Source organism: Bradyrhizobium sp. T-12, assembly GCF_058314695.1.
Genome location: NZ_CM177756.1, coordinates 6,608,571 through 6,633,642, shown reverse-complemented (window position 1 = coordinate 6,633,642; position 25,072 = coordinate 6,608,571). Strand labels below are relative to the sequence as shown.

Below are 25,072 nucleotides of genomic sequence, written 5' to 3'. Positions count from 1 at the left end.
ATTACGCAACCCCGTTCAGCTTGTGTTGGGGTTGGGGAACCCAACATGGAGGTGCGTGTTTGAAAGACATGAGCCTTGTCTGCAGGCACCATTCGAGGTCCCAAGGAGGGTCCAGGACATGTTTGATCGTTTTTCGAAGTTTACCGGCCGCAAGGCCGTTCTCGCCACTGCCGCGGTGCTGGCGCTGACCGCGGTCGCCCCGACTGCCTCCTACGCCGGCGGTCGCCACTGGCATGGCGGAGGCGGCGCGGCTTTTGCCGGCGCGGCCATCGCCGGCGCCATCGGCACCGGCCTTGCGATCGCCGCCACCCGCGACGCCTATGCTTACGACGCACCGGCCTATTATGGCGGCGGTCCGGTCTACTATGACGACGGCCCGGTCTACTACGGCGGCGATTCCTATATCGGCCCGCGCCCGTTCCATCGTTGCGGCGGTCCCTACCAGTCTGCGCAAGGCGGCCAGGGCAACCTCTCAACCTGCTACTAAGCGGGTTACCGAACTTGACCCGAACAGGCCGTCGCGCTTGCCGCGCCGGCCTGTTTTCTGCTTTTATGCCCGCGCGTTAACACGCTCGCCATTTGTTTAGAGTAGTTTTGAGTACCATGAGTGATTCGCTTGAGCGGCTATATCTGGCTGTGCTCGCGGCCAGGGATCTTGATCCGGCAACATCGCGTACGGCCCGGCTGTTTCAGCGCGGGCCCTCGAAGATGGCAAAGAAGCTTGCCGAAGAGGCCATCGAGGTCGTGATCGATGCGGTCAATGGCGACACCGACGCTGTGATCCGGGAAAGCGCCGACCTCCTGTACAATCTCACCGTGCTCTGGGCCTCGGCCGGCGTGCGCCCCGAGGACGTCTGGCGCGAGATGACGCGGCGGGAAGACATGCTCGGCATCGCCGAGAAGTTGCCGAAATCGTCGATGAAGCTGCCCAAGGTCGCCTCACCGCGCGTGGCTGCCAGGCGGCCAATTGTCGCGCTCGAGGGGCGCGCCGCGCGCAAGCGCCACTAAAGCGCGACAAAATCGTCACAAAACTCGCGATGGACAAATCCGCCCCATGGTGCTTCATCGCGGCGCCATGCTGAAACGTATCTACGACTGGTGCATCGACGCCGCCCATAAGCCCTACGCGCTCTGGATCATGGGCATCGTGTCTTTCGCCGAAAGCTCCTTTTTTCCGGTCCCCCCGGATGTGATGCTGATCCCGATGTCGCTGGCGCGCCCGCAGCGCGCCTGGCTCTATGCGACCGTCTGCACCGCGACCTCGGTGCTTGGCGGCATCCTCGGCTACGCCATCGGCGCGCTGCTCTACGACTCGCTGGGTCATTGGCTGATCCAGCTCTACGGGCTCGGCGATCAGGTCGACGGCTTCCGTGCCAAATATGCCGAATGGGGCGCGCTGATCATCCTGCTCAAGGGGCTGACGCCGATCCCGTACAAGCTCGTCACCATCACGTCCGGCTTTGCCGGATACAACCTGCTTCTTTTCGTCCTGTTCTCCGTCATTGCACGCGGCGGACGCTTCTTCATCGTCGCGATCCTGCTCAATCGCTATGGCGACTGGATACGCGTCAAGATCGAGAAGCATCTCGGTCTCGTGGTGGCGGTCGGCGCCGCGGCGTTGGTGCTCGGCTTCGTCATCGCCATCAAGCTGATCTAACGTCTTGGCGGCTTTGCCGCCGGGCCGGCTTCGGCTACGGTTGCCGGCATGATGGTTCGATCCGGCAATCCGGCTCTGCGGCTCGGGACGCTGATGTCAGCAGCGCTGCTGCTCCTGCTCGGTGCCGGCGGGACCGGATGGCCGCAATCGCTCGGCCTCCAGCAGCAGGGAACGCAGGCCGCGCCGCCACCGTCGACGCCCGCTCCACCGGCGCCGCCGGCCCGCGAGGAAAATCCCGGATTGATCAATGAAATGGGCAAGCTGTTCGACAAGCTGCCCTCGATCCTGCCGCCGATCAAAAGCCCCGGCGAAACCATGAACGACCTGTCACGGCTCACCAAGCCCTCGACCATGGTGTCAGGGCGCGTGGCCTGTCCGGCCTCGTCGAACGGCGCGCCCGACTGCAAGCAGGCCGCCGACCAGCTCTGCCAGAGCAAGGGCTACAAGGAAGGCAAGAGCCTGAATGCCGATTCCGCCGAGAAATGCTCGGCCAAGGTCCTGATCCCGGGTAGGCAACGCAAGCCGGACGACTGCCGCACCGATACTTTCGTGACCAGCGCGCTGTGCCAGAACTGAGGTGAAGGCCTCGCGCGCATGCAACAAGGAGCGCCTATGAGCCGTACGGAGCAGGACTTCCTCGGACAGCGTGAGATCGCCGACGACATCTATTACGGCGTCCAGACCATCCGGGGTAAGGAGAACTTCCACATCACCGGCATTCCCATGAACCAGGAGCCTTACTTCGTGAAGGCGCTCGGTTACGTCAAGAAGGCCGCCGCGATGGCCAATCGCGATCTCGGCGCGATCGATGCCAGGGTCGCTGACGCCATCATCCTCGGCTGCGACCGCGTCATCGCCGGCGACATGATGGACCAGTTCGTCACCGACTTCATCCAGGGCGGCGCCGGCACCTCCACCAACATGAACGCCAACGAGGTGATCGCGAACCTCGCGCTGGAATCGCTCGGTTTCGGCAAGGGCGACTATCAGCACGTCAGTCCCAACGATCACGTCAATTACGGCCAGTCCACCAACGACACCTATCCGACGGCCTTTCGTCTCGCGTTGGTCCTGCGGCTCGAGAGCTACATGACCGCGCTGCGCCAGCTCCAGGAAGCGTTCTTCGCCAAGGGGCGCGAGTTCGACCGCGTTCTGAAGATGGGCCGCACGCATCTGCAGGATGCCGTGCCGATGTCGCTCGGCGCGGAATTCCGGGGATGGGGCACCACGATCGGCGAGGAGGTCGACCGCATCTCGGAAGCACGTGCGCTGCTGCGCGAGATCAATCTCGGCGCCACCGCGATCGGCACCTCCGTGACCGCGGCAGTCGGCTATCCCAAGCTCGCGGTCCGGCATCTGAGCGCACTCACCGGCGTCGACTTCATCCTCGCAGGCGATCTCGTCGAGGCGACCTCGGACACCGGCGCCTATGTGCAGCTCTCGGGCGTCCTCAAGCGCACGGCGAGCAAGCTGACGAAGATCTGCAACGACATCCGCCTGCTCGCCTCCGGCCCGCGCGCCGGCTTCAACGAGATCAACCTGCCGCAGCTGCAGCCGGGATCTTCGATCATGCCCGGCAAGGTCAATCCTGTCATCCCCGAGGTCGTCAACCAGACCAGCTTCCTCGTCATCGGGCTCGACACCACGGTGACGCTCGCGGCCTCGGCGGGCCAGCTCCAGCTCAACGTGATGGAGCCGGTGATCTCGTTCGCGCTGTTCTTCTCGATCCGCACCATGGAGCGCGCCGTCAACAGCCTGCGCGAGAATTGCGTCGTCGGCATCACCGCCAACGCGGAGCACACCCGCAACATGGTGCTGAATTCGCTCGGCATCGTCACGGTGCTCAAGCCGCTGCTCGGCTACAAGCAATGCGCCGAGATCGCGCGTGAAGGCTACAAGAGCGGCAAGTCGCTGCACCAGATCGTGGTGACCGAGCGCAAGCTGCTGACGCAGGCAAAGTGGGACGAGATGTTCTCGTTCGAGCGGCTGATCAATCCGGATCTGATCGGGTAGGGGGGCGCTGCCATTCCGGGTTCGACGCTGACGCGTCTCCCCGGAATGACGAGGAGAGAATTCCGCACATTGGAATAGTGGCGCTGGTGTCGCCACGGCGCCAAAACGCAATACTTGACAGTGGAAAGATTGCCTTGTTGGTATGGCGCCCAACCTGCCATCGGCCGACCAACAGAGGATCGTTTCGCAATGTCCATGCCTGCCCTGTTCAAAGGGCGCCTGTCGATCCCCGTGATCGGCTCGCCGCTCTTCATCATCTCGGTGCCCGATCTCGTGATCGCGCAGTGCAAGGCGGGTGTGGTCGGCTCTTTCCCGTCGCTGAACGCGCGGCCGCCCGAGCTGCTCGACGAATGGCTGGCGCGGATCACCGAAGAGCTCGCGGCCTATGACCGCGCCCATCCGGAACGGCCGTCGGCGCCGTTTGCCGTCAACCAGATCGTGCACAAGTCGAACAACCGGCTCGACCACGACATGCAGCTCTGTGCCAAGTACAAGGTGCCGATGATCATCTCCTCGCTCGGCGCCCGCGAGGAGCTGAACCAGGCCGTGCACGGCTGGGGCGGCATCGTCTTCCACGACGTGATCAACCAGAAATTCGCGCACAAGGCGATCGAGAAGGGCGCCGACGGTCTGATCCTGGTCGCAGCGGGCGCCGGCGGCCATGCCGGCACCATCTCGCCGCTGGCCTTCGTCGCCGAGACGCGCAAATGGTTCGACGGACCGATCGCACTGTCCGGGGCGATCGGCAACGGCAAGGCGATCCGCGCGGCGCGCATCCTGGGGGCCGACTTCGCCTATATCGGCTCGGCCTTCATCGCGACCAAGGAAGCCAACGCGGTCGAGAAGTACAAGGAGATGATCGCGGGATCGACCGCCGACGACATCGTCTATTCCAACCTCTTCACCGGCGTGCACGGCAACTATCTGAAGCCCTCGATTCTCGCTGCCGGCATGGATCCCGAGAATCTGCCGACCTCCGATCCCTCCAAGATGAATTTCGGCACCGACGCCTCCGGCGAGCGCGCCAAGCCGAAGGCGTGGAAGGAGATCTGGGGCTCGGGCCAGGGCATCGGCAGCGTCGACGGCATCGTGCCCGCCGCCGAACTGATCGCCCGTTTCAAGAAGGAGTACGACGAAGCGGTCGATCCGCCGTTGTAGAACACTGTCGTCCCGCCTCTCTCCACCGTCACCATCGTCCCGGGCAAGCGTCAGCGCAGACCCGGGACTCATAGCCACCACGAGGAGTTTGGCGAACACTCGGGGTTGCCAGTCTCGCGCGACAACTTCTCCCTGGGGTTATGGGTCCCTGCGTTCGCAGGGACGATACTTTTTTGCTAAGCTCCGACATTCAAAGCCAACAGAGATTTGAGTGATGTCCGCCATCTACCGCGTCGACGGCAACAGCGTCGTCACCAGCCCGGATGCCGCCGGTCCCTGGGATCGGCGCATGCAGCACGGCTCGGCGCCGGCGTCGCTGGTGACGTGGGCAGCCGAGCGCATTCCGACGCCTGTTGCAATGGACATCGCGCGCGTCACCATCGACCTGATGCGTCCGGTGCCGGTGGCGCCGCTCACGATCGAGACCGAGGTCCTGCGCGAGGGCCGCAAGATCCAGCTATGCAATATCAAGCTGCTGGCCGATGGCGTGCAGGTCGTCGGCGCGACCGTGCTCAAGATCAGGCGCCAGGCCTTGAGCCTGCCCGATGATGTCGAGGAGCTGCCGGTCACGCTGCCGTCGCCGGAGGACTCGCTGGCCGAGGATGGTCACGCCGCCACCAGCCCGTTCGTGCGTTCGGTCTCGATGCGTGCCGCGCGCGGCCGCTTCGGTCAGGCCGGTGCCGGCGCGATCTGGTTTCGCGTCGATAATCCGCTGATCGAGGGGGAGGCGATCTCGCAGGCCATGCGCGCCGTGGTCGCCGCCGATTTCTCCAACGGCACCGCCTCGACGCTCGACTTCCGCGCCTGGACCTACATCAATGCAGACCTCACCGTGAGCTTCGCGCGTCAGCCGGTCGGTGAGTGGATCCTGCTCGACGGCGAGTCCTGGATCGGGCCCGACGGCGCGGGACTTGCCATGTCGCGCCTCGCAGATCGCCAGGGCTATTTCGGCCGCGCGGTGCAGAGTCTCGTGATCGAGAAGCGGTGAGGACACGGATCGCGCGATTGAACGGGCAGGCTTCCGCCGCCGCGGAAGGGATGCGTGGTCGTGTTCGACCCGGGCATCCTGCCAGTTCATAGTCCGTAGAAGATCTTGATCTCCCACAGCACCACGATGATAGCCGTGATCAACGTGACCGCGGCGACTGCACTTTCCAGGGAAGCGACTCTCATGTCCCACTCCGCTTCCCAGCCCCATCAGCGGTCTAGGCGATTCCCGGATTCGCCGGCAATTGTCTGGGCGCCACGCGCGCGCACTCCGTTGCGCGTTGTGCTGTCCGGGCCACAACATCCCCGTAGAATTCCGGGGTGTTTTACCCCACCATCCGATCCCGGCCGCTCCAGAAGCCCGCGCGCAGCACTTTCTTGTCGACCTTGCCGACGCCGGTCATCGGCAATTGCTTGACGAACTGGATCTGCTTGGGCGCATGCGCCGAGCCTTTGCGGGTCTTGACCAAATTGATCAGCTCGTCCGGATCCGGCCTTGCGCCCTCGCGCGGCACGACAATGGCGGTGACGGCTTCGCCCCATTTCTCGTCGGGAATGCCGACGACCGCGACCATGGCGACATCGGCATGCTGCGACAGCACGTCCTCGACCTCGCGCGGGAAGATGTTGAAGCCGCCTGATACGATCATGTCCTTCTTGCGGTCGAGGATGAACATGTAGCCGCGCTCGTCCTTCCGCGCGATGTCGCCGGTGTGAACCCAGCCGTTCTTCAGCGTCTCGGCGGTGATGTCCGGCCGCTTCCAGTATTCCGCCATGACGTGCGGGGCCCGCACGCAAATCTCGCCGGCCTCGCCCGTCTTCACCTCCTCGTCGTTGTCGTCGAGGATCCTGACCTCGCAGGCTGCGATCGGGAAGCCGCAGGACAGGAACAGCTCCGGCGTCTTGGGATCGTGATCCGCCTTGCGCAGCACCGAGACCGGATAGCATTCGGTCTGGCCGTAGAGCTGCGAGAACACAGGGCCGATCCGCTCGATGCCTTCGATCAGCCGGCTCGGCGACATCGCCGACGCCCCGTAGAGCACCAGCTCGAGCGAGGAGAGATCGGTCCTGTCAAGCGCGGGATGGTCGAGCAGCACGTAGATCATGGTCGGCACGAACAGCGTGAAATTGATGCGCTCGCGCGCGATCGTCGTCAGCACCGCCTCGGGATCAAATCCCTTGAGCATGTGTACGGTGCCGCCGCGCATCAGGGTCGGCAGCACTTTCGTGCCGGCGACGTGACTGATCGGGGCGACCGTGAGGTAGCGCGCTGCGTCGGGGATTTCGAAATCGGCGAGGATCGCGGCGGCTGCTCCTGCATTCTCGCGGTGATAGCGCAGCGCGCCCTTGGATTTGCCGGTGGTGCCGCCGGTGTAGTTCAGCGTCGAGAGATCATCGAGGCTGGCGAGGTTTTGCGCGCTCGCATGTCCCGCGCTCTCGATGGCGGCCAGCAGATCGACACCGTAGCCGGCCGGCCCCATGGTGAAGACCGCCTTCAGCCGGCCCGCTCTCGCCGCAAGCTCGCCGCCGCGATCGCGGAAGGCAGCCGCATCGACCACCAGCATCTCGGCTTCGGAATCGTCGAGCTGGAACAGCTGGTCCTCGAGCGATCCCAGCGGATGCAGCCAGGTGATGCAGAGCCGCGACAATTGTGCGGCGACGCCGGCGCACCAGGTGTCGGCACGGTTCGCGGTGAGGAAGGCGGCGCGCGCGCCCGGCTGCAAGCCGAGCCGCGTGAATACATTCTGGATGCGTCCGATCAGGTCGATGGTGCCTTGGTAACTCAGCGATCCGCCGGGCCAGGCGAAGGCAATGCGGCCGGGATAGCGCGACAGCGCCCGTAGCGTCTGCGCACAAGTCGGGGACGATGCATGGAGCGGATCGGACATATGTTTCCTCGTTGCTTTGTCACCGGCTTCTGACGTGCCAATGTTGCCGATGACGCTAGCACAGAGACTGCGGGAGGAAACGACAAAGCCCGCGCGAGGGGAGGCATGCGTGACATCCGATCGACTGCAACGCTTTCGCGATCGTCTCGCGCTGCCTTTGATCGCGGCGCCGATGTTCCTGGTGTCGGGCGTCGAGCTCATGGCCGCGGCCTGCCAGAGCGGGGTGATCGGCAGCTTCCCGACCGTGAATTGCCGCAGTCCGGACCAGCTCGATGAATGGCTCACCACGATCGAGACGCGTCTGCGCCGGCACGAAGACCAGACCGGCCGCAAGGCCGCGCCGCTCTGCCCGAACCTGATCGTGCATCGCTCCAATGCGCGGCTGGGGCAGGATCTCGCCGTGCTACTGCGGCACAGACCCGAGATCGTCATCACGTCGGTCGGCTCGCCCGCGCCCGTGGTGAAGCCGCTGCACGATGCGGGTGCGCTGGTGCTGGCGGACGTCGCTTCCATCCGCCACGCCGAACGCGCGGCCGAAGCAGGGGCCGACGGGCTGGTGCTGCTCACCGCGGGCGCGGGCGGGCAGACCGGCTGGCTCAACCCGTTCGCCTTCGTCCGCGCGGTGCGCGCGTTCTATGACGGCATCATCGTGCTCGCCGGCGGCATCAGCGACGGCCATGCGCTGCATGCGGCCGAAGTGCTCGGCTGCGATCTCGCTTATATGGGCACCAAGTTCATCGCGACGCGCGAGAGCATGGCGGACGACCGCCACAAGCGGATGCTGGTCGACAGCAGCGCCGACGACATCCTACTCACCACCGCATTCACGGGCCTGCAGACCAGCATGCTGCGGCCGTCGATCGTGGCCGCCGGGCTTGATCCTGACGACCTGCCGGCGCGCGGCGCGATCGACATTGCCAAGGATATCGACGTCGCCAAGCGCGAGAATCGTCCGAAACGCTGGCGGGACATCTGGAGCGGGGGACATTCCACCTCGGGTGTCACCGACGTGCTCGCTGTCGAGGATCTCGTTGCGCGGACCGTGATCGAATATCGCGAGGCGAGGACGCGTCCATCCCCGTAGAATTGCGGAGGGGCAGGGCCCGCCGGTCTCGATCACAGTTAATCGAGCGCTCGCTCGAAACGCCTCACTTAACGGCAGATTAACCAACGCCCGCCAAGAATCCCCTCACGGCCGCCAATCAGGACGAGAGGGACAGGCGATGGATTTCGATTATCTCAACAGCAAGACAGCCGCGACGCTGGACGAGATTCGCGTTCGCGTCGCTCATGCCCTGGCCCGCCACCCGCTGTGCCGCAACGTCCGCTTCGACATCGTCAGCGTCCCGCGCACCCGCCGGGGCGGCAACTGGACGGTGGCGCTGCAATCGGTCGAGCCGCGCGCGGTCTGGGAGGCCTCGGAGATCGTCGCCGACATCCAGGACGCCTACGACCTGTCGGCAGCAGCCTGATTTCCTTGGCTTTTTGCGCGGGATGTCGCTGCAAGCATGCTGATTGTCGCAACGAAGGCACACTCAAGCCATAATTCGTGCCCTTTTCCCGGGCATCGTTAACAAACTCGTGAAGCGTCCGTTCCCGGAGAGACGTTTGTCCAAAGCCATCACCATCGTTGTGCTGACCTGTTTCCTCGTCCTGGGCGCCGCCACCACCGCCATCCTTGGCCGAGACAGCGTACCCAGCGTCAGCGAAGACATGATCGCCCAGACGCCTCCGCCCAAGCCGCTCGCAACCAACCGCGCCGCCAAGGCCGACCGCCTGGTCCCGACCCTCGCCCTGGCTTCTGCGGCGATCGAGCCGGTGCAGGTTCCCGCCGACAGGCTTTCCCAGGCGCCCGTGCTGACCGAGCCACTGCGCCAGGCCTTTGCCGCTGCAACGCCTACCGACTTCCCAATGCCGAAGGCCGCGCCAAGCGTGTCCGAAGCGCCCGCCGCCGCGGAGGTTCCCGCCGTCGAAGTTCCGGCCAAGCCGAAGGTGGTGGCGAAGCCGCAGCCGCAGAAACATTACACCCTGCTGTCCGACGCACAGATTGCGGGCATCAGGGACCGCCTGAAACTGTCCTCGTCGCAGGAATATTACTGGCCCTCGGTTGAGAGCGCGCTGCGCAACGTCGTCCGGAAGATTTCGGCGAACAAGCTCTCCAATCCGAACGCGCCGCCCAGCGCGCAGATCGACCCGAATTGCGATGAGGTCCAGCAGTTGAAGTCGGCGGCCATGCCACTGCTATTCCAGCTGCGTGACGATCAGAAAGAGGAAGTGCGCAAGCTCGCTCGCCTCATCGGGCTCGAGAAGGTCGCGCAGCAGATCTGACGCTCAAGTTCCTTCAGGAACTGCTTTCCCACCAGGAACATCCGGCAATCAACGCGCGTTGCTCGCCCCAAAGAGGGAGTGGATCAATGCGCGCCTCGACAGCCTATTTCGTCGGTGCCGGAACCATTGTCGCAGCCATCGCCATTGGTCTGGGCGGCGGCATCGTCGCCGGCAATATCATGAATCCGGTCACGTCCAAGCACGGCCCGGACACCAGCAAGATGGCGCAACGCGCCGAATCCGCTGGCGCGCCGGCGGCGACCAACGCGCCGTCGGAACGCGTGAATTATCTCACGGGCTCGCAAGCCTTTGGCGGGATGATCGCCACACCGGCGCAGGCCGAAGCCAAACCTGAAGCGGCCAAGCCCGAAGTGGCCAAACCTGACCCGCAGCCCACTCAAGCGAATGCCGAACCGCCGGCACCGCCGCCGCCGTCACAGGCGGCCGCGGTTGAGCCACCCAAGGAACAGTTGAAGGAACAGTCCAAACCGGCCCTCGCATCGTCACCAAAGGCCGCAAAACCGGGCGAGCAGCAAGCATCGGTCGATCCCGCCACTTCGCCTGACAATGCCTATGCCAAGGCGAAAGATTCCGACATGAAGCGCGCAGCGTCAGAGCGGCGCCGAATGGAGCGCCGCGATCGTTGGGCAGAGCGCCGCCATTATTACGAGGGCCGCGAGCAGCGCGGCGTGCGCGATCGCACCGATTGGGACGACGTCGCGCGCAACGTCCGCGAGGACTCGGATTCCCGCGATTACGCCGGCCGGCCGCGCGGTGGCTTCCCGCAGATCCGGCTGTTCGGCTCCGACGACGATTAGCGTTTAGCCGCGATCGCGGCTGCCAGCAAAGAAGGTGCGCTGTCGCGCCGCCGTCACGTCATTCCGGCGCGCCGCAACCCTTCCAAATAATGCGCACGATCCTCGTCTCGCAGCATCGGCAGCTCGCGTGTGATCCAGCCGAGCGAGATACCGGGCTGAGCGCGGCGCAGACCGTCCAGGGCGGTCGCCGCGAGCGCCGGATTTCCTGACATCCCGGCGGCAGCCGTCAGCACGCGGTGCGCGCCGACGAAATCGCCGCGTTGCCGCATCGACTCCCGCGCCATCTGCACGGCTCCCTCATAGTCGCGGCCGACGAACCGGGCATAGGCCGCAACCCCGCAATAGATCGCCGCGAGCGGGTCACGCGGGCTGAGCCGCAATGCGCGGCGCGCGGCGGCGTCGCCGTCCTGCCACCGGCCGGCGTAGCACAGCGTCACGCCATGGAAGGCGTGCGCCATTGCAAAATTCGGATTGAGCTGCAGCGCCAGCTCGAACTCGGCCAGCGCGTCGTCGAAGCGGCGGCGGAACAGATAGGTGTAGGCGAGCCCGTGGTGGGCGAAGGCGTCCTCGCGATCGGCTTCCACCGCCGCGAGCGCCGCGCGCTCGGCGATCGGCACTGTCGTCGCCATGTCGGCCCAGCCCATATGCGCACCGAAGATGTGGCTGGTCGCGAGCAGGCCTAGCGCCTTGCCATAGGCAGGATCGATCGCGACAGCCTGTTCCAGCAACCCCTGCGCGGCGGCGTTGTCCTCGCGCGTGATGCGCCAATGATGCGACAGCGCGCGCATCACGAGGTCCCAGGCGTCGAGGCTCCCCGGCGGCTTCTGCTGGGCGCGAAAATTTTCCGCGGCATAGAGCTGTGGCTCGATCGCGGCGACAATCGCTTCGGTGATCTCGTCCTGCACGGCGAAGATGTCGGCGAGCTCGCGATCGTAGCGCTCGGCCCAGAGATGGCTGCCGGTCGAGACATCGTTGAGCTGGGCCGAGATGCGCACCCGCTCGCCGCTCCGCCGCACACTACCTTCGACCACGTAGCGTACCCCGAGCTCGCGCGCGACCTCGCGGATGTGCACGGCGCGGCCCTTGTAGACGAAGGAGGAATTGCGCGCGACGACGAAGAACCAGCGCAGCTTCGACAGTGCGGTGATGATGTCCTCGCTGATGCCGTCGGAGAAATAATCCTGCCCGTCCTCGCCGCTCATATTGGTGAAGGGCAGCACGGCGATCGCGGGTCGCTCGGGAAGCGCCAGCGCAGCCCGCGGCATAGAGGCGGCGCGGCCGTGTTCCGGCAGGATCGCGCCACCTTTAGCCTCGACATCGCCGACGAAGCGAAAACCCTTGCGGGCGATGGTGCGGATCAGGGTCTGGCTCGCGCCGCTGTCGCCGATCGCCTTGCGCGCGGCGTTGATCCGGCTGGTCAGAGTGGATTCGGAGACGCTGCGCCCGTGCCAGATCTTGTCGATCAGCTCGTTCTTGCTGACGACGCGGTCGCGGTTCTGCATGAGGTGGACGACGAGGTCGAAGACCTGCGGCTCCACGGCAATTGGAACCTGCTCGCGGCTCAGTTCGCGCAGGTCGGTATCGAGGAGGTGGTCCCGGAACAGAAACTGCACGTCGAAAACTCAGGCTTCACAACGACATCGGGCAAGCAAACGACAAAAAGGAAATTTGGGTCGAAAATTGTGAGTCTGCCGAGAGGGGTGCCTGGTTCACCGCCATCGTGTGATGGCAGCCATGCCGTTGTCCGAGGGAATACAACCACTGCCAGGATGTTGCGCTGAACAAATCACCAAAAAGATCATCTTCGCATATCCAACTCCGTCCTCCCGAGGTGCCGGAGCGCAGCGGAGGCCTCGAAGGATGCACGGCCCGGCTGCAGCGCGGCCGCTCATCCTTCGAGGCTCCTCGTGCGCTGCTTAGCATCGCTCGCCCGCGCCTCAGGATGACGAATTAACGGGAAGTGCCGTCATGATGTCGCCGTGCGGTCGATGCGATGAGCCGTGAATGTCCTTTCCTGAACCGCGCGGCCTGCATAAGCTATCGCCCATACAAAACACCAACCACGAAGAAACGCCCATGCCCGCCTTTAGCGCTTCCACCACTGTGCTCGATTCCATGCTGTTCCGCGATGCCTTCGGCACGCCGGAGATGCGCGAGGTGTTTTCCGACGTCGCGACGGTCGCCCGCTATGCGGAGGTCGAGGTGGCGTTGGCGAGGGCGGAAGGGAGATGCGGCGTCATTCCGCGAGACGCTGCTGAGCAGATCGCGGCGCGGACTGACGTCGCCGCGCTCGATTTCGATCTGCTCAGGCAGGAAACCGACATCGTCGGCTACCCCATCCTCCCTTTGGTGCATCAGCTGGCGAAGCAGTGCGGGGAGGCCGGCCGCTACGTGCATTGGGGTGCGACCACGCAGGACATCATGGACACCGCCGTGGTGCTGCAGCTCCGCGCCGCGCTGGAGATCGTCGCGCGCGACATCGACGAGCTCCGCGGCATCCTGGCGAATCTTTCGAAACGCCATCGCGACACGCCGATGGCGGGCCGCACCCATCTCCAGCAGGCGCTGCCGGTGACCTTCGGCTACAAGACCGCGATCTGGCTCGCCATGTTCGATCGCCATGCCGAGCGGCTGGCGCAGCTGAAGCCGCGCGTGCTGGTCGGCCAGTTCGCCGGCGCGGCCGGTACTCTGGCCTCGCTCGGCGATAAGGGGTTCGATGTGCAGGAGGCACTCTGCGCCGAGCTGAAGCTCGGCGTTCCCGCCTCGACCTGGCACGTTGCGCGCGACGGATTTGCGGAAGCCGTGAATTTCCTGGCGCTCGTCACCGGCTCGCTCGGCAAGATCGCGCTAGACATCATGATCATGGCTTCGACCGAGTTCGCCGAGGTCTACGAGCCTTTCGTCAAGGGGCGCGGCGCCTCCTCGACCATGCCGCAGAAGCGCAATCCGATCTCGTCGGAACTGATGCTGGCGGCCTCCAAGGCGGTGCGCCAGCATGCCGGCCTGATGCTCGACGCCATGGTTCAGGATTTCGAGCGCGCCACGGGGCCCTGGCACGCCGAATGGATGGCGATCCCCGAAAGCTTCGTGCTGACCGCCGGCGCGCTGCATCAGGCGAAGTTCGCACTCGCCGGCCTGATCGTGGACGAGGCGAAGATGAACGACAATCTCGCGGTCAGCCGCGGCCTGATCGTGGCCGAAGCGGTCATGATGGGGCTCGCGCCGCAGCTCGGCCGGCAAGAGGCCCATGACGTGGTTTACGACGCCTGCCGTCAGGCCAACGACAAGGGAATGAGCCTGGCCGATGCGCTGTCGGCGGACTCGCGGATCGCGAGCCGCATCGATCGCGCCACAATCGAGGCACTCACCTCACCGAAAAATTACCTCGGGCTCGCGCCCGACATGGTTGACCGGGTGCTGAAATCGGCAACGCGTTGAAAACCAATATGCGTGAAACTGCGTATCTTCTCGGTGTCGCAAGGTGCTCGCGCACTTGCGCCTCGCGATGCTAGACTTAGATTGAACGAGAGACTTCGGCAGAGGGCCCCGCATGACCGACCACCGCAATTCCACCGCTTCCATTGATCCCGTGAAGCTCGACCGGCTGGCCGAGGTGGCGGTGAAGGTGGGCCTGGGCTTGCGGCCGGGACAGGATCTTCTTCTCACCGCGCCTGCGATCGCGCTGCCGCTGGTGAGACGGATCGCCGTGCATGCCTACAAGGCCGGCGCCGGTATCGTGACGCCGATCCTGTCGGACGAGGAGATGACGCTGGCGCGCTACCGCCACGGCCACGACAACAGCTTCGATCGCGCCGCCGGGTGGCTCTACGAGGGCATGGCCAAGGCATTCGCTGACAACACCGCGCGGCTCGCCATCGTCGGCGACAATCCGATGCTGCTGTCGGGCGAAGATCCTTCCAAGGTGGCACGCGCCAGCAAGGCGAACTCGATGGCCTATCAGCCCGCGCTGGAGAAGATCGTCAATTTCGACACCAACTGGAACATCATCGCCTATCCGAGCCCGTCCTGGGCCAAGCAGGTCTTCCCCGATGATCCCGAGGACGTTGCCATCGGCAAGCTCGCGGATGCGATTTTCGCAGCAAGCCGCGTCGATCGCGAGGATGCGATGGGCAATTGGGCGAGCCACAATGCGGTGCTGCGCGAGCGGACCAACTGGCTCAACGGCCAGCGCTTTCGTGCCTTGCAATATTCGGGACCGGGCACCGACCTCACCATTGGCCTTGCCGACGGCCACGAATGGGAGGGCGGGGCCTCGCTCTCCAAGAACGGCATCAGCTGCAACGCCAACATCCCGACCGAAGAGGTCTTCACCACGCCGCATTGCCGTCGCGTCTATGGCCATGTCGTGAGCTCGAAGCCGCTGTCCTACCAGGGCACGCTGATCGACAACATCGCGGTGCGCTTCGAGGACGGCAAGATCGTAGACGCAAAGGCTTCGCGAGGCGCTGAGGTGCTGAACAAGGTGCTCGACACCGACGAAGGCGCCCGCCGCCTCGGCGAGGTGGCGCTGGTGCCGCATTCCTCGCCGATCTCGCAGAGCGGGCTGTTGTTCTACAACACGCTGTTCGACGAGAACGCGGCGTCTCACATCGCGCTCGGCCAGTGCTATTCGAAGTGCTTCGTCAACGGCGCGCAGCTCACCCCGCAGCAGATCGCGGCGCAAGGCGGCAACCAGAGCCTGATCCATATCGACTGGATGATCGGCTCGGCCGAGACCGATATCGACGGCATCTTGCCCGATGGCAGCAAGGTCCCGGTGTTCCGCAAGGGCGAGTGGGCGAAGTAGTATCCAGTTCGATCCAATAGGTGGCCCGAGGCGTGGCCCACCTCTTCCGCAGGGAGAGGTGGACGTCTTCGCAACAGTCTCGCTACCTCTCACGCTGCCGCGTTGCGCAGCATTGGATTGTTGTCGATGCTGAAACGGTTGAACAGCGTCGTGAACGGGCTGCCGTCGGTGGCCCGCACGATGGCGTCGGACGCAGCGATTGCCTCGTAGAGCGCGCCGACGGGATCGTTCGCCTCGCTGAGCTCGAGGCTCTTGCGGATCTCCGCGCGGGCCACGTTGATCTCGTCCTCGTCGTCGAGCGTCGCCTCAAGTGCCTCCGCCGCGCGCCGCATCTCCTGGAGGTCACCGCCGGCGGAAAATTTGAGGATGTCGAGCCAATAGGGGCGGGCGACGACGAGCTGGACGAATGCTTCGAAAGTGTCCGCGATAATTCCCGCGCGGCCCTCCGACGACACGTAGAGCACAGTCTGCGACGGCAGAAGCACGAGCGCGCCGCCGGAGCCGTCACTGCCGATCTGCCGGGGGGTGTCGATGCCGTCGATGGTGAACCAGGGCTCCTCGTCCGGCACGAAGGAAACGTCGAGGCTGGCGAGCCGGGCGACGACCGCGCGATTGGCTGTCACAACCTCGGGCGTGAGGGGCATCGGAGTGGCTCCGTCTTGGTGCTTCCGCGCACTTTGTCGCACCCCAAAAGGGACCGGTTCATGTGCGCGAATTTGCAGGGAAATCGCGGCGTTAACCGCGTTGCGGCTGCAACTTCCGGCTGATTTTCGAGGCCTGCGTAAGAAAGAATTAAAAACCGATGACTAGCGTTCCAACTTCTTTCGAAACAATCCGGGCCGAGACCCGGGCATACTTATTATATCCCCTGGGGAAGAAGATGTCGCGCTCATTGATTGAAATCGGTAGTTGCAATGTCGACCTCGAGCTGCGGCCGATCGAGCCGTCCTGGATCATCGAGGGCAACCCGGTGTCGCGCTCGCACATCCTGTCCACCAGCGCCGACGGCACCGCCTCGACCATCATCTGGCACTGCACCGAAGGGCGCTTCAACTGGTACTACGATATTGATGAGACGATCATGATCATGGAAGGATCGATCGTGCTCGAAAGCGACGGCATGCCGCCGAAGCGCTACGGCCCCGGCGATGTCATCTTCTTCCGCGACGGCGCGCATGCCAAATGGCATGTCGAAGGCTACGTCAAGAAGATCGCCTTCTGCCGCAAGACCAATCCCGTGATGATCGGCTTCCTGATCCGGGTGGTGAACAAGCTCAAGAAGATCTTCACCGCCACCGGCGAGCGCCGCCCGGCCTCGCTGATGGGCGCAGGCTAGGGCTACCAGTCAGGTTTCAAGGACGCTTCCCAGCGGCCACGACGAAGAGGGGTCGGGACTAACATCCCGGCCCCTCTTCTCGTCATGACGGCAGCTCGAGCCGGTAGACTTCGGTTGCAGTCTGCGAGAACAGGGCCGTCTTCTCGTCCTCGCTCAGCGGTGCGGCGATACGCTTGAAAGCGTTGAAGATCACCTGGTAGCTGCACTGGCCCTTGTCCGGCGGGAAATTGCTCTCGAACATCGCGCGCTTGACGCCGAACGCCTCGATGCAGGTCTCGACATAGGGCCGCCAGGCCGCGGCGAGCTCTTCGGATGCCGGGGGCCTCTCGCGCAAATGGAAGTCGTAGCCGAGCAGGCACATTGCGAGCCCGCCGAGCTTGACCACCACGTTCTCGCATTTCGCGATCTCCCGGATCGACGCACGCCATTGCGCGAACACCTCCTCGCGCCGTCCCGCGAAGCGACCTGTCCCGGCCGGGCCGCCGCAATGGTCGAGCACGATCCTGGTGTCGGGGAAGGCCCGTGCCAGCGCGGTGAGCTCACCGATCTGCGGATGGAATAGCCAGGCGTCGAAGCTGAGGTTCAACGGCGCGAGGCAGGCAAAGCCTTTGCGAAAGGCCGGGTCCTGCAACAGGCCCTTCGGCCTGTTCGCATACATGCCGGCGACAACAGGATCTTCGTCCCAGGCCGAGGAATGCCGGATGCCGCGGAAGCGGCCGTTGCCGGCCGCGATCTCGGCCTCCAGCACCGGTTTTGCGGCGTCGCCGAGCAGCAGATTGGCGTGGCTGACGATGCCGGCGCAGATCGCGGCCTTGCCGTAAGCGCCGCTCGCGCTCATCGCCGCGATCCCGTTGGCGAACTCGACCTCGCCGACGGGCCGGAATGCCTCCGGTCCGTGGGCGCGATACATCGAGCGGCAATCGACATAGACGGTCGCGATGATGTTGTGGCCGGAGGCGATGTCATCAGCCATCTCCTCGATGAGATAGCGGTGCCCGCGATTCCAGAGATGGTGATGGGGATCGACGATCGGCCGCGCGGGATCGATGATCTCCTCCCGATGCAGCGCAAGCCAGTCCTCGCGCGGTTCGACGAACAACCCGCTCGTGTTGGCGGGCAACCCGCTTGCAGCCATCGGCGTTCGCTCCCTCATGTTATTGTGCCGGGAGCCTATCATCTCGTCTCGCCACGCAGCAGCGCGTGCTGCGCAACCGCACCCGTCGCCGCGGGCAATGCGGCGCTGTCGTCAGCTCTTGCGCCGCTTGGCCCTCACGTCGACGACCAGTCGCCAATCGGCTGCATCGGCCGTTTTGACCTCGCCGAGCCAATGGAAGGCGTCCTTGGTGATCTCCGTAAAGCTCCAGCGCGTCAGTTCGCCGGCTTCGGTGGTGCCTTCCTGCACCATGTCCTGCCCGCGCGAACGGCCGATCTGCTGGCGGAAGACGCTGCGGCCGGGATCGAACCAGGAAATCCGCCACGCGTCGATGGTCGGATCGTAGACACGCAGCGTCGTGCCGTACCAATTGCCGGCGATCGGAAACGCTTGAGAGTCCGCGGGGCGGGGAATGATCCAGACGTCCTGGACGGCACGGCCCTCCAGCACCCAGCCGAAATGGATCTCGCCAGGCGCGGTATGCTTCGTGCCGTCGGATCCATGGGCCGTAATCTCGGCGTCCCAGTCGCCGACAAAGCGGCCGTAAAGCTGCAGCGCCGCCGTGTGCTCGGGATTCGGTCCGTCCGCGTGCAAGAGTTTGGCAAAGTCGGTCATGTCGATCTCCTGTTGAGAGGAAATCAGCACTTTCCGCCGGCGGCCGGCTTGGAGAAAATTGCGCCTCAGACCCCGTCGAGGATGATCACCGTCGGCTTCGAGGGCAACGCATCCCGCGACATCCGGAAGGACCGCCCGGAGCGGCGGTCGATCTCGAATTGCTGGCCGATCCGGCGCATGAAGTCGTCGAGCGGGGTGGCGAAGCGGTGCATCGGCAGCACCACCGAGGCGCGCAGCCGCCTGGTGATGTCGGAGATGCCGTCCAGCGACATGGTGTAGGTGCCGTCGATCGGCACCATCACGATATCGAGCCGTCCGATCTGGGCGAAATGGCTGTCGTCGAGCTTGTGATGGAGGTGGCCGAGATGGCCGATGCAGAGGCCGGCGACCTCGAAGATGAAGATCGAATTGCCGTCGCGGATCATGTCGGTGCCGGCATCGTCGCCGAAATAGCGGCGGATGTCGGTCGTGACGTTGCGGATGAAGGTGTCGCTGATACGCTCCGACACGATCGCCGGCTTGCCGTCCTCGCCCCAGCCATGCAGCACGTGAGGAATGCGCTTGTCGGGAAACAGCGAGTAGTGCGTGCTGTGGGCCCGGTTCATGGTCACGACGTCGGGCAGCCGTCCCACCTGATAGGCGCCGCTGTAATCGGTCGCGATGCGCAAGCCCCCGGGCGTGTCGATGAAATAGGTGGAGTGGCCGGCATAGGTGATCTCGGCCTCGGCGGTGCCGGCGGCCTGCCGGAGCGCGACCGGCATGGCCCTGGGCGCGGCATTGGCCATCGCCAGGCATTCGCTGCGTTGTGGCTGCTGGGCGAGGGCAGGTGAGAGAACTGCGCCGAACAGCGCCAGAGCCGCCGAAACCAGTCGCCACATGAATTCCGTCCCCGATGACGCCTCGGGGAAAGTCTAGCGTGCAATGCTGCATGTGGCCAACTGCCAGCGATCAACAGCGCGTCAGTGTCGCACCTGTCGCTCCCGCCCTCTATTCGCGTCTTGGGCTGAACTTCCAGGTGACCGCGACGAGGCCGGCGGTGATCAGGCCGCTGATCAGGCCTGCCAGAGGCAAAGCGAGCAGCAGCGCTGCACTCGCGGCCCAACCGATCGAGGAGAAAGCTTCAGCAATGGTCGCGAGCCGCGACGAGGTCTGGCGGCGGCGGAATTGGCTGCGCCGGGCCTGCACCCGGAACCAGAGCTGGATCGCGGTCGCGGAGGCCGCGCTTGTGATGACCGCGCCGGCACTGATTGCGGCCTGGTAAGGCGAGGCGAAAGCGAGTGTGGCGATCAGCGGGCAGAAGATCACGGCGATCGCGATCAGCACCACCTCGATCTTGGCGCGGATGACGTTGGAGGGCGTCAAGGGCGCCGTCGCGACGAGGTCGGGGGCGTCCTCGCCCGAGATCGTCAGCCAGGCAAGTCCCCCGGCGAGCTGCCCGGCCGCCATCACGATGACGGGCGTGATCAGCGTGAGCGCCGCGGAGCTGTCGGCAAAATTGCGCCAGAGCAGCAGCGCCGGCGGCACCAGATAGAGCAATTGCATCAGGGTCTGTGAGATCAGCCAGGGATCGCGCCAGAGCAGCGCAAATTCCTTGCGCCGCAGCGCCTGTTGCCGCGAGCCGGCGCGGAACGGCCGTTCCTTGGCGCGCCGGCCGCCCGATGTGCCGTAGGCCGCGGCATCGATCGCCGTGTCGGCAAAGCGGTGAGAGAACATCGCCATGACGCTGCCGAGCAGCACCAAAGCGAGCGCCAGGAGCAGCAGCAACGCTTCGCTGTCGCCCATCACCGCCCGCGCCGGCCACCACCAGATGCTGTCGACGTCGGGGGCGTGAGCGGCCAGGCTACCGGAGGTCAGGATGGTGAAGCGCGACAGCGTGCCGTAGGACATGATCGCGGCGACCTGGAGCGCGATCACGAAGCCGGCGCCGATGATCGCGGCGAGGATCTGGGCGATCAGGCGCGTCCGCGCCGGGCCGATCAGGCGGAACAACAGGATGGTGACGGCGATGGCGATCGCCGCGGCCGACAGGCCCATCGCGACCACGACGCCGAATGAAGCGAGCCAGCGCGGCCCGCCGCCGATCACGAGCACGTCGATGAAGGGCGTCGAAAACAGCAGCGCCATCACCGTGACGGTCAGCGCGATCGCGGCGATGCGGACCGAGAACAGATTGGCAAGCGTTGCCGGCGAGGACATGATAAGGTCGAGATCGGCGCGGGCGTAGAACACCCGCGTCACCGATTCGATCGCCTGCGACAACATCAGGGTCCAGGCGAGAAAGATCGTCGCCGAGATCACGATCAGCGAGGATTTGTCGAGCGGCAGTTGCAGATCGGCGAAGCGGCCGATCACCGCCCAGGCCGGCAGGTGCAGCAGCGCGGCGAAGCAGACGAGGCCGATGACAGCGGCGCGCGTCCGCTTGCGCCGTCCGCCGGTCATCATGGCGAACCATTCGCGCCAGGCGAGCCGTAGCTCGTGGCGGGCAAACCAGGAGAGCGCGGTCGCCGAGCTCATGCGGCTTCCGGAAGCGTCACCAGCGCGATGAAGAGATCCTCCAGGCTGGTGTCGGCATCGCCGTTCTGCTGGCGCAGCTCGCTCAGCGTGCCCTCGGCGACGAGGCGGCCCGAGGCGATCACGCCGATGCGGTCGGCCATGCGCTCGGCCACTTCGAGAATATGCGTGGTCATGATGACGGTGCAGCCGGCGCGGACACGCTCGCTGAGCAGGCCCTTCACATGGCGGGCCGAGACGGCATCGAGCCCGGTCAGCGGCTCGTCGAGGATGATGAGGCGGGGGTCGTGCACCAGCGCGCCGGCCAGCGCCACCTTCTGGCGCATGCCCTTGGAAAAGCCCTCGCAGCGCTCGTGCCGGTGCGGCGCGAGGCCGAGCGAATCCAGCAGGTCCTGCGCGATCGGCTCGGAGACCGACGGCGCGATGCCCCAGAGGCCGGCGACGAATTCGAGGTATTCGAGCGGGGTCAGCTTGTCGTAGATCATCGGTTCGTCGGAGACCCACGCCATCGCCTGCTTGGCGGCGACGGGGTCTTGGAGCGCATCGATGCCGAAGATCGAGACCGCGCCGGCATCGGGGCGCAGCAGGCCCGCCACCATGCGCAAAGTCGTGGTCTTGCCGGCGCCGTTGGGGCCGACCAGCGCATAGAATTCGCCGGCGTGGATGGTGAGATCGAGGCTATCGACCGCCAGACGGTCAAAACGCTTCGTTAACCCCTTAACCTCCAGCGCCGAGCTGTCCGGCTTCATGACGGCCACACCATACGGTTTTGCATCGCTTGGACCATGACCCGAAGATGTTTCGGCGCGGTGAATCGCGCTGCAGCAAATTCCGTCATCCGGATTGGACTAAAGGCAAGTCACCGTTTGTTGACAGCGCGGAGTGGTTCAGGCTGAATTGGTTCCGGACAAATGGCGCTAACGCGGCGAAACGACTGCGTAGCGACTGGACACAAGATGCGGCAAGGCGGTCGGGAAGAACCGCCGGTTGTATCGGGAGGACGCGCGTCAATGCTGGATTTCGTTCAGCAGCTGGTCAGCGGTGTTGCGCTCGGCTGCGTCTACGGCCTGATCGCGCTCGGCTTCGTGCTCGTCTACAAGGCCACCGAGGTCGTCAATTTCGCCCAGGGCGATCTGATGATGCTCGGCGGCTTCTTCGCCTTCACCTTCATCGGCATGATGGGCTTGAACTACTGGATCGGCTTTGCCGGTGCGGTGGCCGCAATGGCGCTGTTCGGCATGCTGGCGGAGCGCGTGGTGGTGCGGCCGATCCTCGGCTATCCGCAATTCTCCATCATCATGGCGACCATCGGCCTCGGCTATTTCCTGCGCTCGATCGCCGGCATGATCTGGGGCACCGACGATCTGAAGATCGAGACGCCGTTCAGCCAGGGCGTGCTGCGCATCGGCTCGCTGGTGCTCGCCTACGACAAGCTGTCGGTGATCGCGGCGACGATGATCCTGTGCACGCTGCTCTGGCTGTTCTTCAACAAGACCACGCTCGGCACCGCGATGCGTGCCAGCTCCGAGAACATGCTCGCCGCCTATTACATGGGCATCCCCGTCAAGCGCGTGGTGTCGATCGTTTGGGCGATCAGCGCGGCGGTCGCGACCTGCGCCGGCGTCCTGCTGGCGCCGATCACCTTCATCCATTCCAATGTCGGCCTCGTGCTCGGCCTGAAGGCGTTTCCGGCCGCGGTGCTCGGCGGCTTCGGTTCGATTCCGGGTGCGGTGGTCGGCGGCGTCCTGATCGGCGTGATCGAGAGCATGGCCGGCTTCTACCTGCCCGAAGGCTGGAAGGACGTCGCGCCCTATCTCGTGCTGCTCGCGGTGCTGCTCTTGAAGCCCGAAGGCCTGTTCGGCCACCACGTCCGCAAGAAGGTCTGAACGCCATGCGCTTCCTGTTCAAGACCGACTATGAGGACGACATCAAGCTGTTCCCGCATTCGGGCTACTTCGTCTCCTACGGCATCCTGCTCGCCCTGCTGCTGATCGCACCCTATGTGCTCTCCAGCTATCTGATGAGCCAGCTCGTCTTCGTCTGCATCTATGCGACCGTCGGCGTGGCGCTCTTGATCCTCACCGGCTTCACCGGCCAGGCCTCGCTCGGCCACGCCGCGTTCCTCGCCATTGGCGCCTACACCGCCGCCTATTTGCAGAAATACAACGTGCCGTTCCCGGTCTACTTCCTCGCCGCCGGCGGCCTGACCGGCATCATCGGCGCGATGGTCGGCTTTCCCGCGCTGCGCCTCACCGGCATCTACCTCGTCATCGCCACGATCTCCTTCGCCCTGATCGTCGAGGAGATCCTGGCGCGCTGGGAAAGCGTCACCAACGGCAACGAGGGCATGCGGGTCAAGACGTTGTCGCTGCTCGGCGTCACGGTGCCGCGCGACAGCCCGGCCTTCTATTTCCTCTGCCTTGCCGTGCTGGTGCTGACCATCGTCGGAACGCTCAATCTGCTGCGCTCGCCGACGGGGCGCGCCTTCGTCGCGATCCGCGACAGCGAGACGGCGGCGCGCAGCATGGGCGTCAACGTCGCGCTCTATAAGGTGAAGTCCTTTGCGATCTCGGCGGCGATCACCGGCTTTGCCGGCGTGCTGTTCGCCCACAAGCTCTCCTTCATCTCGCCGGAGATGTTCACGCTGCAGCTCTCGATCGAGTTCATCATCGTGATCCTGATCGGCGGCACCTTCAGCCTGCACGGTGCGGTGCTGGGCGCGATCTTCATCGTGATGATCGATCCGTTCCTCACCTACCTCAAGGACGACATGCCCGGCATGATCTCCGGCATCGCGGCGACGCTTGGCGCCGGCCCGGCGATCGCGGGAAATATCAAGTCGAACGTCGCGGCCTTCGCCTCGCTCAACGGCCTGAAGGGCGCGATCTACGGCATCATCATCGTGCTGTTCGTGCTGTTCGAGCCGCTCGGCCTCTACGGCCGCTGGCTGAAGATCAAGCTCTTCTTCCAGCTGTTCCCGCTCTACAAGCGCGCCACCTTCAAGCGGCAGAAGATCTATGTGAAGTCGGAGCGGAACCGATGAGCTATTTCCGCGCCGAGAACCTGTCGCTGCATTTCGGGGGCCTCAAGGCCGTCGATGCGGTGTCCTTCGCGATCGAGAAGGGCGAGATCCTCTCGATCATCGGGCCCAACGGCGCCGGCAAGAGCTCGATCTTCAATTTGATCTCGCGGATCTACCGGCCGACCTCGGGCCGTATCTTCTTCGAGGATCAGGACATCACGGAGGAGCCGCCCTACGACATCGCCAAGCTCGGCATCGCCCGCACTTTCCAGAACATCGAGCTGTTCGAGAACGCGACCGTGCTCTCCAACCTCCTGGTCGGCCGCCACCGGCACTCGAGCACGCAGCTCTGGCAGGAACTGCTGTTCCTGCCGAGTGTGCGGGCCAACGAGAAGCTGCACCGCCGCAGGGTCGAGCAGGTCATCGAATTCCTCGATCTCGAACCCTATCGCGACAAGCTGATCTCCGGCCTGCCCTATGGTGTCCGCAAGGTGATCGAGCTGGCCCGCGCGCTGTGCTCGGAGCCCAAGCTGATCCTGCTCGACGAGCCGTCATCCGGCCTCAATGTCGAGGAGACCGACGACATGTCGTTCTGGATCCGGGACATGAAGAGCGAGCTCGGCATCACCGTGCTGATGGTCGAGCACGACATGTCGCTGGTCAATCGGGTCTCCGACCGCGTCATCGCACTGAACTACGGCCGCGTGCTGGCGATGGGCTCGCCTGCCGAGGTTCAGCAGCACCCCGACGTCGTCGCCGCGTATCTTGGAGCCTGACC

Annotated in this window: 25 protein-coding genes; 17 read left to right on the top strand and 8 right to left on the bottom strand. The window is 64.8% G+C overall.

Annotated features, from left to right (window positions below):
- Nucleotides 1–118: 118 nt before the first annotated feature.
- The 7 genes from AC0WRY_RS31585 (at nucleotide 119) to AC0WRY_RS31555 (ending at nucleotide 5,816) form a co-directional block, all read left to right on the top strand.
- Nucleotides 119–487: a hypothetical protein gene (locus AC0WRY_RS31585; RefSeq protein ID WP_194404620.1), complete on the top strand. Its 369-nt coding sequence runs from the start codon at nucleotides 119–121 to the stop codon at nucleotides 485–487.
- A gap of 116 nt (nucleotides 488–603) precedes the next feature.
- Nucleotides 604–1,008, top strand: a complete 405-nt coding sequence (gene hisE, locus AC0WRY_RS31580) for a phosphoribosyl-ATP diphosphatase (RefSeq protein WP_028140691.1) — start codon at nucleotides 604–606, stop codon at nucleotides 1,006–1,008.
- Between the two features lie 46 nt (nucleotides 1,009–1,054).
- Nucleotides 1,055–1,657 carry a YqaA family protein gene (locus tag AC0WRY_RS31575; RefSeq protein WP_194404619.1) on the top strand — a complete coding sequence of 201 codons (603 nt, stop codon included), beginning with the start codon at nucleotides 1,055–1,057 and terminating at the stop codon, nucleotides 1,655–1,657.
- A gap of 48 nt (nucleotides 1,658–1,705) precedes the next feature.
- Nucleotides 1,706–2,233, top strand: coding sequence for a hypothetical protein (locus AC0WRY_RS31570; protein WP_194404618.1), 528 nt, complete (start codon nucleotides 1,706–1,708; stop codon nucleotides 2,231–2,233).
- A gap of 36 nt (nucleotides 2,234–2,269) precedes the next feature.
- The gene (locus AC0WRY_RS31565) at nucleotides 2,270–3,670 is read left to right on the top strand and encodes an aspartate ammonia-lyase (protein ID WP_491122317.1); all 1,401 of its coding nucleotides are present in this window, start codon (nucleotides 2,270–2,272) and stop codon (nucleotides 3,668–3,670) included.
- Between the two features lie 189 nt (nucleotides 3,671–3,859).
- Nucleotides 3,860–4,828 carry an NAD(P)H-dependent flavin oxidoreductase gene (locus AC0WRY_RS31560; protein WP_194404616.1) on the top strand — a complete coding sequence of 323 codons (969 nt, stop codon included), beginning with the start codon at nucleotides 3,860–3,862 and terminating at the stop codon, nucleotides 4,826–4,828.
- 214 nt (nucleotides 4,829–5,042) lie between these two features.
- Nucleotides 5,043–5,816 (top strand): thioesterase family protein, encoded by a 774-nt coding sequence (locus tag AC0WRY_RS31555; RefSeq protein ID WP_491122316.1) that lies wholly within the window; start codon nucleotides 5,043–5,045, stop codon nucleotides 5,814–5,816.
- A 325-nt stretch (nucleotides 5,817–6,141) separates the two neighbouring features.
- Here the strand turns inward: AC0WRY_RS31555 and AC0WRY_RS31550 are convergent, their stop codons facing one another.
- Nucleotides 6,142–7,704 (bottom strand): AMP-binding protein, encoded by a 1,563-nt coding sequence (locus AC0WRY_RS31550; protein WP_491122315.1) that lies wholly within the window; start codon nucleotides 7,702–7,704, stop codon nucleotides 6,142–6,144.
- A 109-nt stretch (nucleotides 7,705–7,813) separates the two neighbouring features.
- Between AC0WRY_RS31550 and AC0WRY_RS31545 the strand changes: the two genes are divergently transcribed.
- The 4 genes from AC0WRY_RS31545 (at nucleotide 7,814) to AC0WRY_RS31530 (ending at nucleotide 10,850) form a co-directional block, all read left to right on the top strand.
- On the top strand, nucleotides 7,814–8,788 hold the full coding sequence (locus AC0WRY_RS31545; RefSeq protein WP_491122314.1) for an NAD(P)H-dependent flavin oxidoreductase: 975 nt from the start codon (nucleotides 7,814–7,816) through the stop codon (nucleotides 8,786–8,788).
- 139 nt (nucleotides 8,789–8,927) lie between these two features.
- Nucleotides 8,928–9,176, top strand: a complete 249-nt coding sequence (locus AC0WRY_RS31540; protein ID WP_194404612.1) for a hypothetical protein — start codon at nucleotides 8,928–8,930, stop codon at nucleotides 9,174–9,176.
- A 136-nt stretch (nucleotides 9,177–9,312) separates the two neighbouring features.
- The gene (locus AC0WRY_RS31535) at nucleotides 9,313–10,032 is read left to right on the top strand and encodes a hypothetical protein (RefSeq protein ID WP_194408465.1); all 720 of its coding nucleotides are present in this window, start codon (nucleotides 9,313–9,315) and stop codon (nucleotides 10,030–10,032) included.
- Nucleotides 10,033–10,118: 86 nt separating this feature from the next.
- Nucleotides 10,119–10,850: a hypothetical protein gene (locus AC0WRY_RS31530; RefSeq protein WP_491122313.1), complete on the top strand. Its 732-nt coding sequence runs from the start codon at nucleotides 10,119–10,121 to the stop codon at nucleotides 10,848–10,850.
- Nucleotides 10,851–10,903: 53 nt separating this feature from the next.
- Here the strand turns inward: AC0WRY_RS31530 and AC0WRY_RS31525 are convergent, their stop codons facing one another.
- A complete protein-coding gene (locus AC0WRY_RS31525) occupies nucleotides 10,904–12,463 on the bottom strand; it encodes a winged helix-turn-helix domain-containing tetratricopeptide repeat protein (protein ID WP_194404610.1) in 1,560 nt (519 codons plus the stop codon).
- Nucleotides 12,464–12,926: 463 nt separating this feature from the next.
- Here AC0WRY_RS31525 and pcaB point away from each other — a divergent pair, with 463 nt between their 5' ends.
- Together pcaB and AC0WRY_RS31515 are read left to right on the top strand one after the other, a co-directional pair.
- On the top strand, nucleotides 12,927–14,288 hold the full coding sequence (pcaB, locus tag AC0WRY_RS31520) for a 3-carboxy-cis,cis-muconate cycloisomerase (RefSeq protein ID WP_194404609.1): 1,362 nt from the start codon (nucleotides 12,927–12,929) through the stop codon (nucleotides 14,286–14,288).
- Between the two features lie 112 nt (nucleotides 14,289–14,400).
- Nucleotides 14,401–15,657, top strand: coding sequence for an aminopeptidase (locus AC0WRY_RS31515; protein ID WP_194404608.1), 1,257 nt, complete (start codon nucleotides 14,401–14,403; stop codon nucleotides 15,655–15,657).
- An 89-nt stretch (nucleotides 15,658–15,746) separates the two neighbouring features.
- On the opposite strand, the gene AC0WRY_RS31510 is transcribed toward AC0WRY_RS31515, so the two are convergent.
- Complete coding sequence (locus AC0WRY_RS31510; RefSeq protein WP_491122312.1) at nucleotides 15,747–16,301, bottom strand: hypothetical protein; 555 nt, start codon at nucleotides 16,299–16,301, stop codon at nucleotides 15,747–15,749.
- A gap of 236 nt (nucleotides 16,302–16,537) precedes the next feature.
- Between AC0WRY_RS31510 and AC0WRY_RS31505 the strand changes: the two genes are divergently transcribed.
- A complete protein-coding gene (locus AC0WRY_RS31505) occupies nucleotides 16,538–16,993 on the top strand; it encodes a cupin domain-containing protein (RefSeq protein ID WP_194404606.1) in 456 nt (151 codons plus the stop codon).
- 82 nt (nucleotides 16,994–17,075) lie between these two features.
- Here the strand turns inward: AC0WRY_RS31505 and AC0WRY_RS31500 are convergent, their stop codons facing one another.
- The 5 genes from AC0WRY_RS31500 to AC0WRY_RS31480 all read right to left on the bottom strand — a co-directional run bounded on the left by AC0WRY_RS31500 (nucleotide 17,076) and on the right by AC0WRY_RS31480 (nucleotide 22,021).
- Nucleotides 17,076–18,128: an amidohydrolase family protein gene (locus tag AC0WRY_RS31500; protein ID WP_491122311.1), complete on the bottom strand. Its 1,053-nt coding sequence runs from the start codon at nucleotides 18,126–18,128 to the stop codon at nucleotides 17,076–17,078.
- 111 nt (nucleotides 18,129–18,239) lie between these two features.
- Nucleotides 18,240–18,761, bottom strand: a complete 522-nt coding sequence (locus AC0WRY_RS31495; RefSeq protein WP_491122310.1) for a hypothetical protein — start codon at nucleotides 18,759–18,761, stop codon at nucleotides 18,240–18,242.
- A 65-nt stretch (nucleotides 18,762–18,826) separates the two neighbouring features.
- Nucleotides 18,827–19,639 (bottom strand): MBL fold metallo-hydrolase, encoded by an 813-nt coding sequence (locus AC0WRY_RS31490; protein ID WP_491122309.1) that lies wholly within the window; start codon nucleotides 19,637–19,639, stop codon nucleotides 18,827–18,829.
- Nucleotides 19,640–19,748: 109 nt separating this feature from the next.
- The gene (locus tag AC0WRY_RS31485) at nucleotides 19,749–21,275 is read right to left on the bottom strand and encodes a permease (RefSeq protein WP_194404602.1); all 1,527 of its coding nucleotides are present in this window, start codon (nucleotides 21,273–21,275) and stop codon (nucleotides 19,749–19,751) included.
- A complete protein-coding gene (locus AC0WRY_RS31480; protein ID WP_491122308.1) occupies nucleotides 21,272–22,021 on the bottom strand; it encodes an ABC transporter ATP-binding protein in 750 nt (249 codons plus the stop codon). Before AC0WRY_RS31480 ends, AC0WRY_RS31485 begins: the two co-directional genes overlap by 4 nt.
- A 261-nt stretch (nucleotides 22,022–22,282) precedes the next feature.
- On the opposite strand from AC0WRY_RS31480, the gene AC0WRY_RS31475 reads away from it, so the two are divergent.
- Genes AC0WRY_RS31475 through AC0WRY_RS31465 form a run of 3 tightly spaced genes read left to right on the top strand, consistent with a single transcriptional unit; the run spans nucleotide 22,283 to nucleotide 25,070 of the window.
- On the top strand, nucleotides 22,283–23,158 hold the full coding sequence (locus AC0WRY_RS31475; protein WP_194404600.1) for a branched-chain amino acid ABC transporter permease: 876 nt from the start codon (nucleotides 22,283–22,285) through the stop codon (nucleotides 23,156–23,158).
- Nucleotides 23,159–23,163: 5 nt separating this feature from the next.
- The gene (locus tag AC0WRY_RS31470) at nucleotides 23,164–24,315 is read left to right on the top strand and encodes a branched-chain amino acid ABC transporter permease (RefSeq protein WP_194404599.1); all 1,152 of its coding nucleotides are present in this window, start codon (nucleotides 23,164–23,166) and stop codon (nucleotides 24,313–24,315) included.
- Nucleotides 24,312–25,070 (top strand): ABC transporter ATP-binding protein, encoded by a 759-nt coding sequence (locus AC0WRY_RS31465; RefSeq protein WP_491122307.1) that lies wholly within the window; start codon nucleotides 24,312–24,314, stop codon nucleotides 25,068–25,070. The genes AC0WRY_RS31470 and AC0WRY_RS31465 overlap by 4 nt, the downstream gene beginning before the upstream one ends.
- Nucleotides 25,071–25,072: the final 2 nt, after the last annotated feature.

Coding starts and splice junctions, on each gene's coding strand:
- AC0WRY_RS31585 (WP_194404620.1), top strand. CDS start 119: ATGTTTGATCGTTTTTCGAAGTTTACCGGCCGCAAGGCCGTTCTCGCC.
- hisE (WP_028140691.1), top strand. CDS start 604: ATGAGTGATTCGCTTGAGCGGCTATATCTGGCTGTGCTCGCGGCCAGG.
- AC0WRY_RS31575 (WP_194404619.1), top strand. CDS start 1,055: ATGGTGCTTCATCGCGGCGCCATGCTGAAACGTATCTACGACTGGTGC.
- AC0WRY_RS31570 (WP_194404618.1), top strand. CDS start 1,706: ATGATGGTTCGATCCGGCAATCCGGCTCTGCGGCTCGGGACGCTGATG.
- AC0WRY_RS31565 (WP_491122317.1), top strand. CDS start 2,270: ATGAGCCGTACGGAGCAGGACTTCCTCGGACAGCGTGAGATCGCCGAC.
- AC0WRY_RS31560 (WP_194404616.1), top strand. CDS start 3,860: ATGTCCATGCCTGCCCTGTTCAAAGGGCGCCTGTCGATCCCCGTGATC.
- AC0WRY_RS31555 (WP_491122316.1), top strand. CDS start 5,043: ATGTCCGCCATCTACCGCGTCGACGGCAACAGCGTCGTCACCAGCCCG.
- AC0WRY_RS31550 (WP_491122315.1), bottom strand. CDS start 7,704: ATGTCCGATCCGCTCCATGCATCGTCCCCGACTTGTGCGCAGACGCTA.
- AC0WRY_RS31540 (WP_194404612.1), top strand. CDS start 8,928: ATGGATTTCGATTATCTCAACAGCAAGACAGCCGCGACGCTGGACGAG.
- AC0WRY_RS31530 (WP_491122313.1), top strand. CDS start 10,119: ATGCGCGCCTCGACAGCCTATTTCGTCGGTGCCGGAACCATTGTCGCA.
- pcaB (WP_194404609.1), top strand. CDS start 12,927: ATGCCCGCCTTTAGCGCTTCCACCACTGTGCTCGATTCCATGCTGTTC.
- AC0WRY_RS31515 (WP_194404608.1), top strand. CDS start 14,401: ATGACCGACCACCGCAATTCCACCGCTTCCATTGATCCCGTGAAGCTC.
- AC0WRY_RS31510 (WP_491122312.1), bottom strand. CDS start 16,301: ATGCCCCTCACGCCCGAGGTTGTGACAGCCAATCGCGCGGTCGTCGCC.
- AC0WRY_RS31505 (WP_194404606.1), top strand. CDS start 16,538: ATGTCGCGCTCATTGATTGAAATCGGTAGTTGCAATGTCGACCTCGAG.
- AC0WRY_RS31500 (WP_491122311.1), bottom strand. CDS start 18,128: ATGGCTGCAAGCGGGTTGCCCGCCAACACGAGCGGGTTGTTCGTCGAA.
- AC0WRY_RS31495 (WP_491122310.1), bottom strand. CDS start 18,761: ATGACCGACTTTGCCAAACTCTTGCACGCGGACGGACCGAATCCCGAG.
- AC0WRY_RS31490 (WP_491122309.1), bottom strand. CDS start 19,639: ATGTGGCGACTGGTTTCGGCGGCTCTGGCGCTGTTCGGCGCAGTTCTC.
- AC0WRY_RS31485 (WP_194404602.1), bottom strand. CDS start 21,275: ATGAGCTCGGCGACCGCGCTCTCCTGGTTTGCCCGCCACGAGCTACGG.
- AC0WRY_RS31480 (WP_491122308.1), bottom strand. CDS start 22,021: ATGAAGCCGGACAGCTCGGCGCTGGAGGTTAAGGGGTTAACGAAGCGT.
- AC0WRY_RS31475 (WP_194404600.1), top strand. CDS start 22,283: ATGCTGGATTTCGTTCAGCAGCTGGTCAGCGGTGTTGCGCTCGGCTGC.
- AC0WRY_RS31470 (WP_194404599.1), top strand. CDS start 23,164: ATGCGCTTCCTGTTCAAGACCGACTATGAGGACGACATCAAGCTGTTC.
- AC0WRY_RS31465 (WP_491122307.1), top strand. CDS start 24,312: ATGAGCTATTTCCGCGCCGAGAACCTGTCGCTGCATTTCGGGGGCCTC.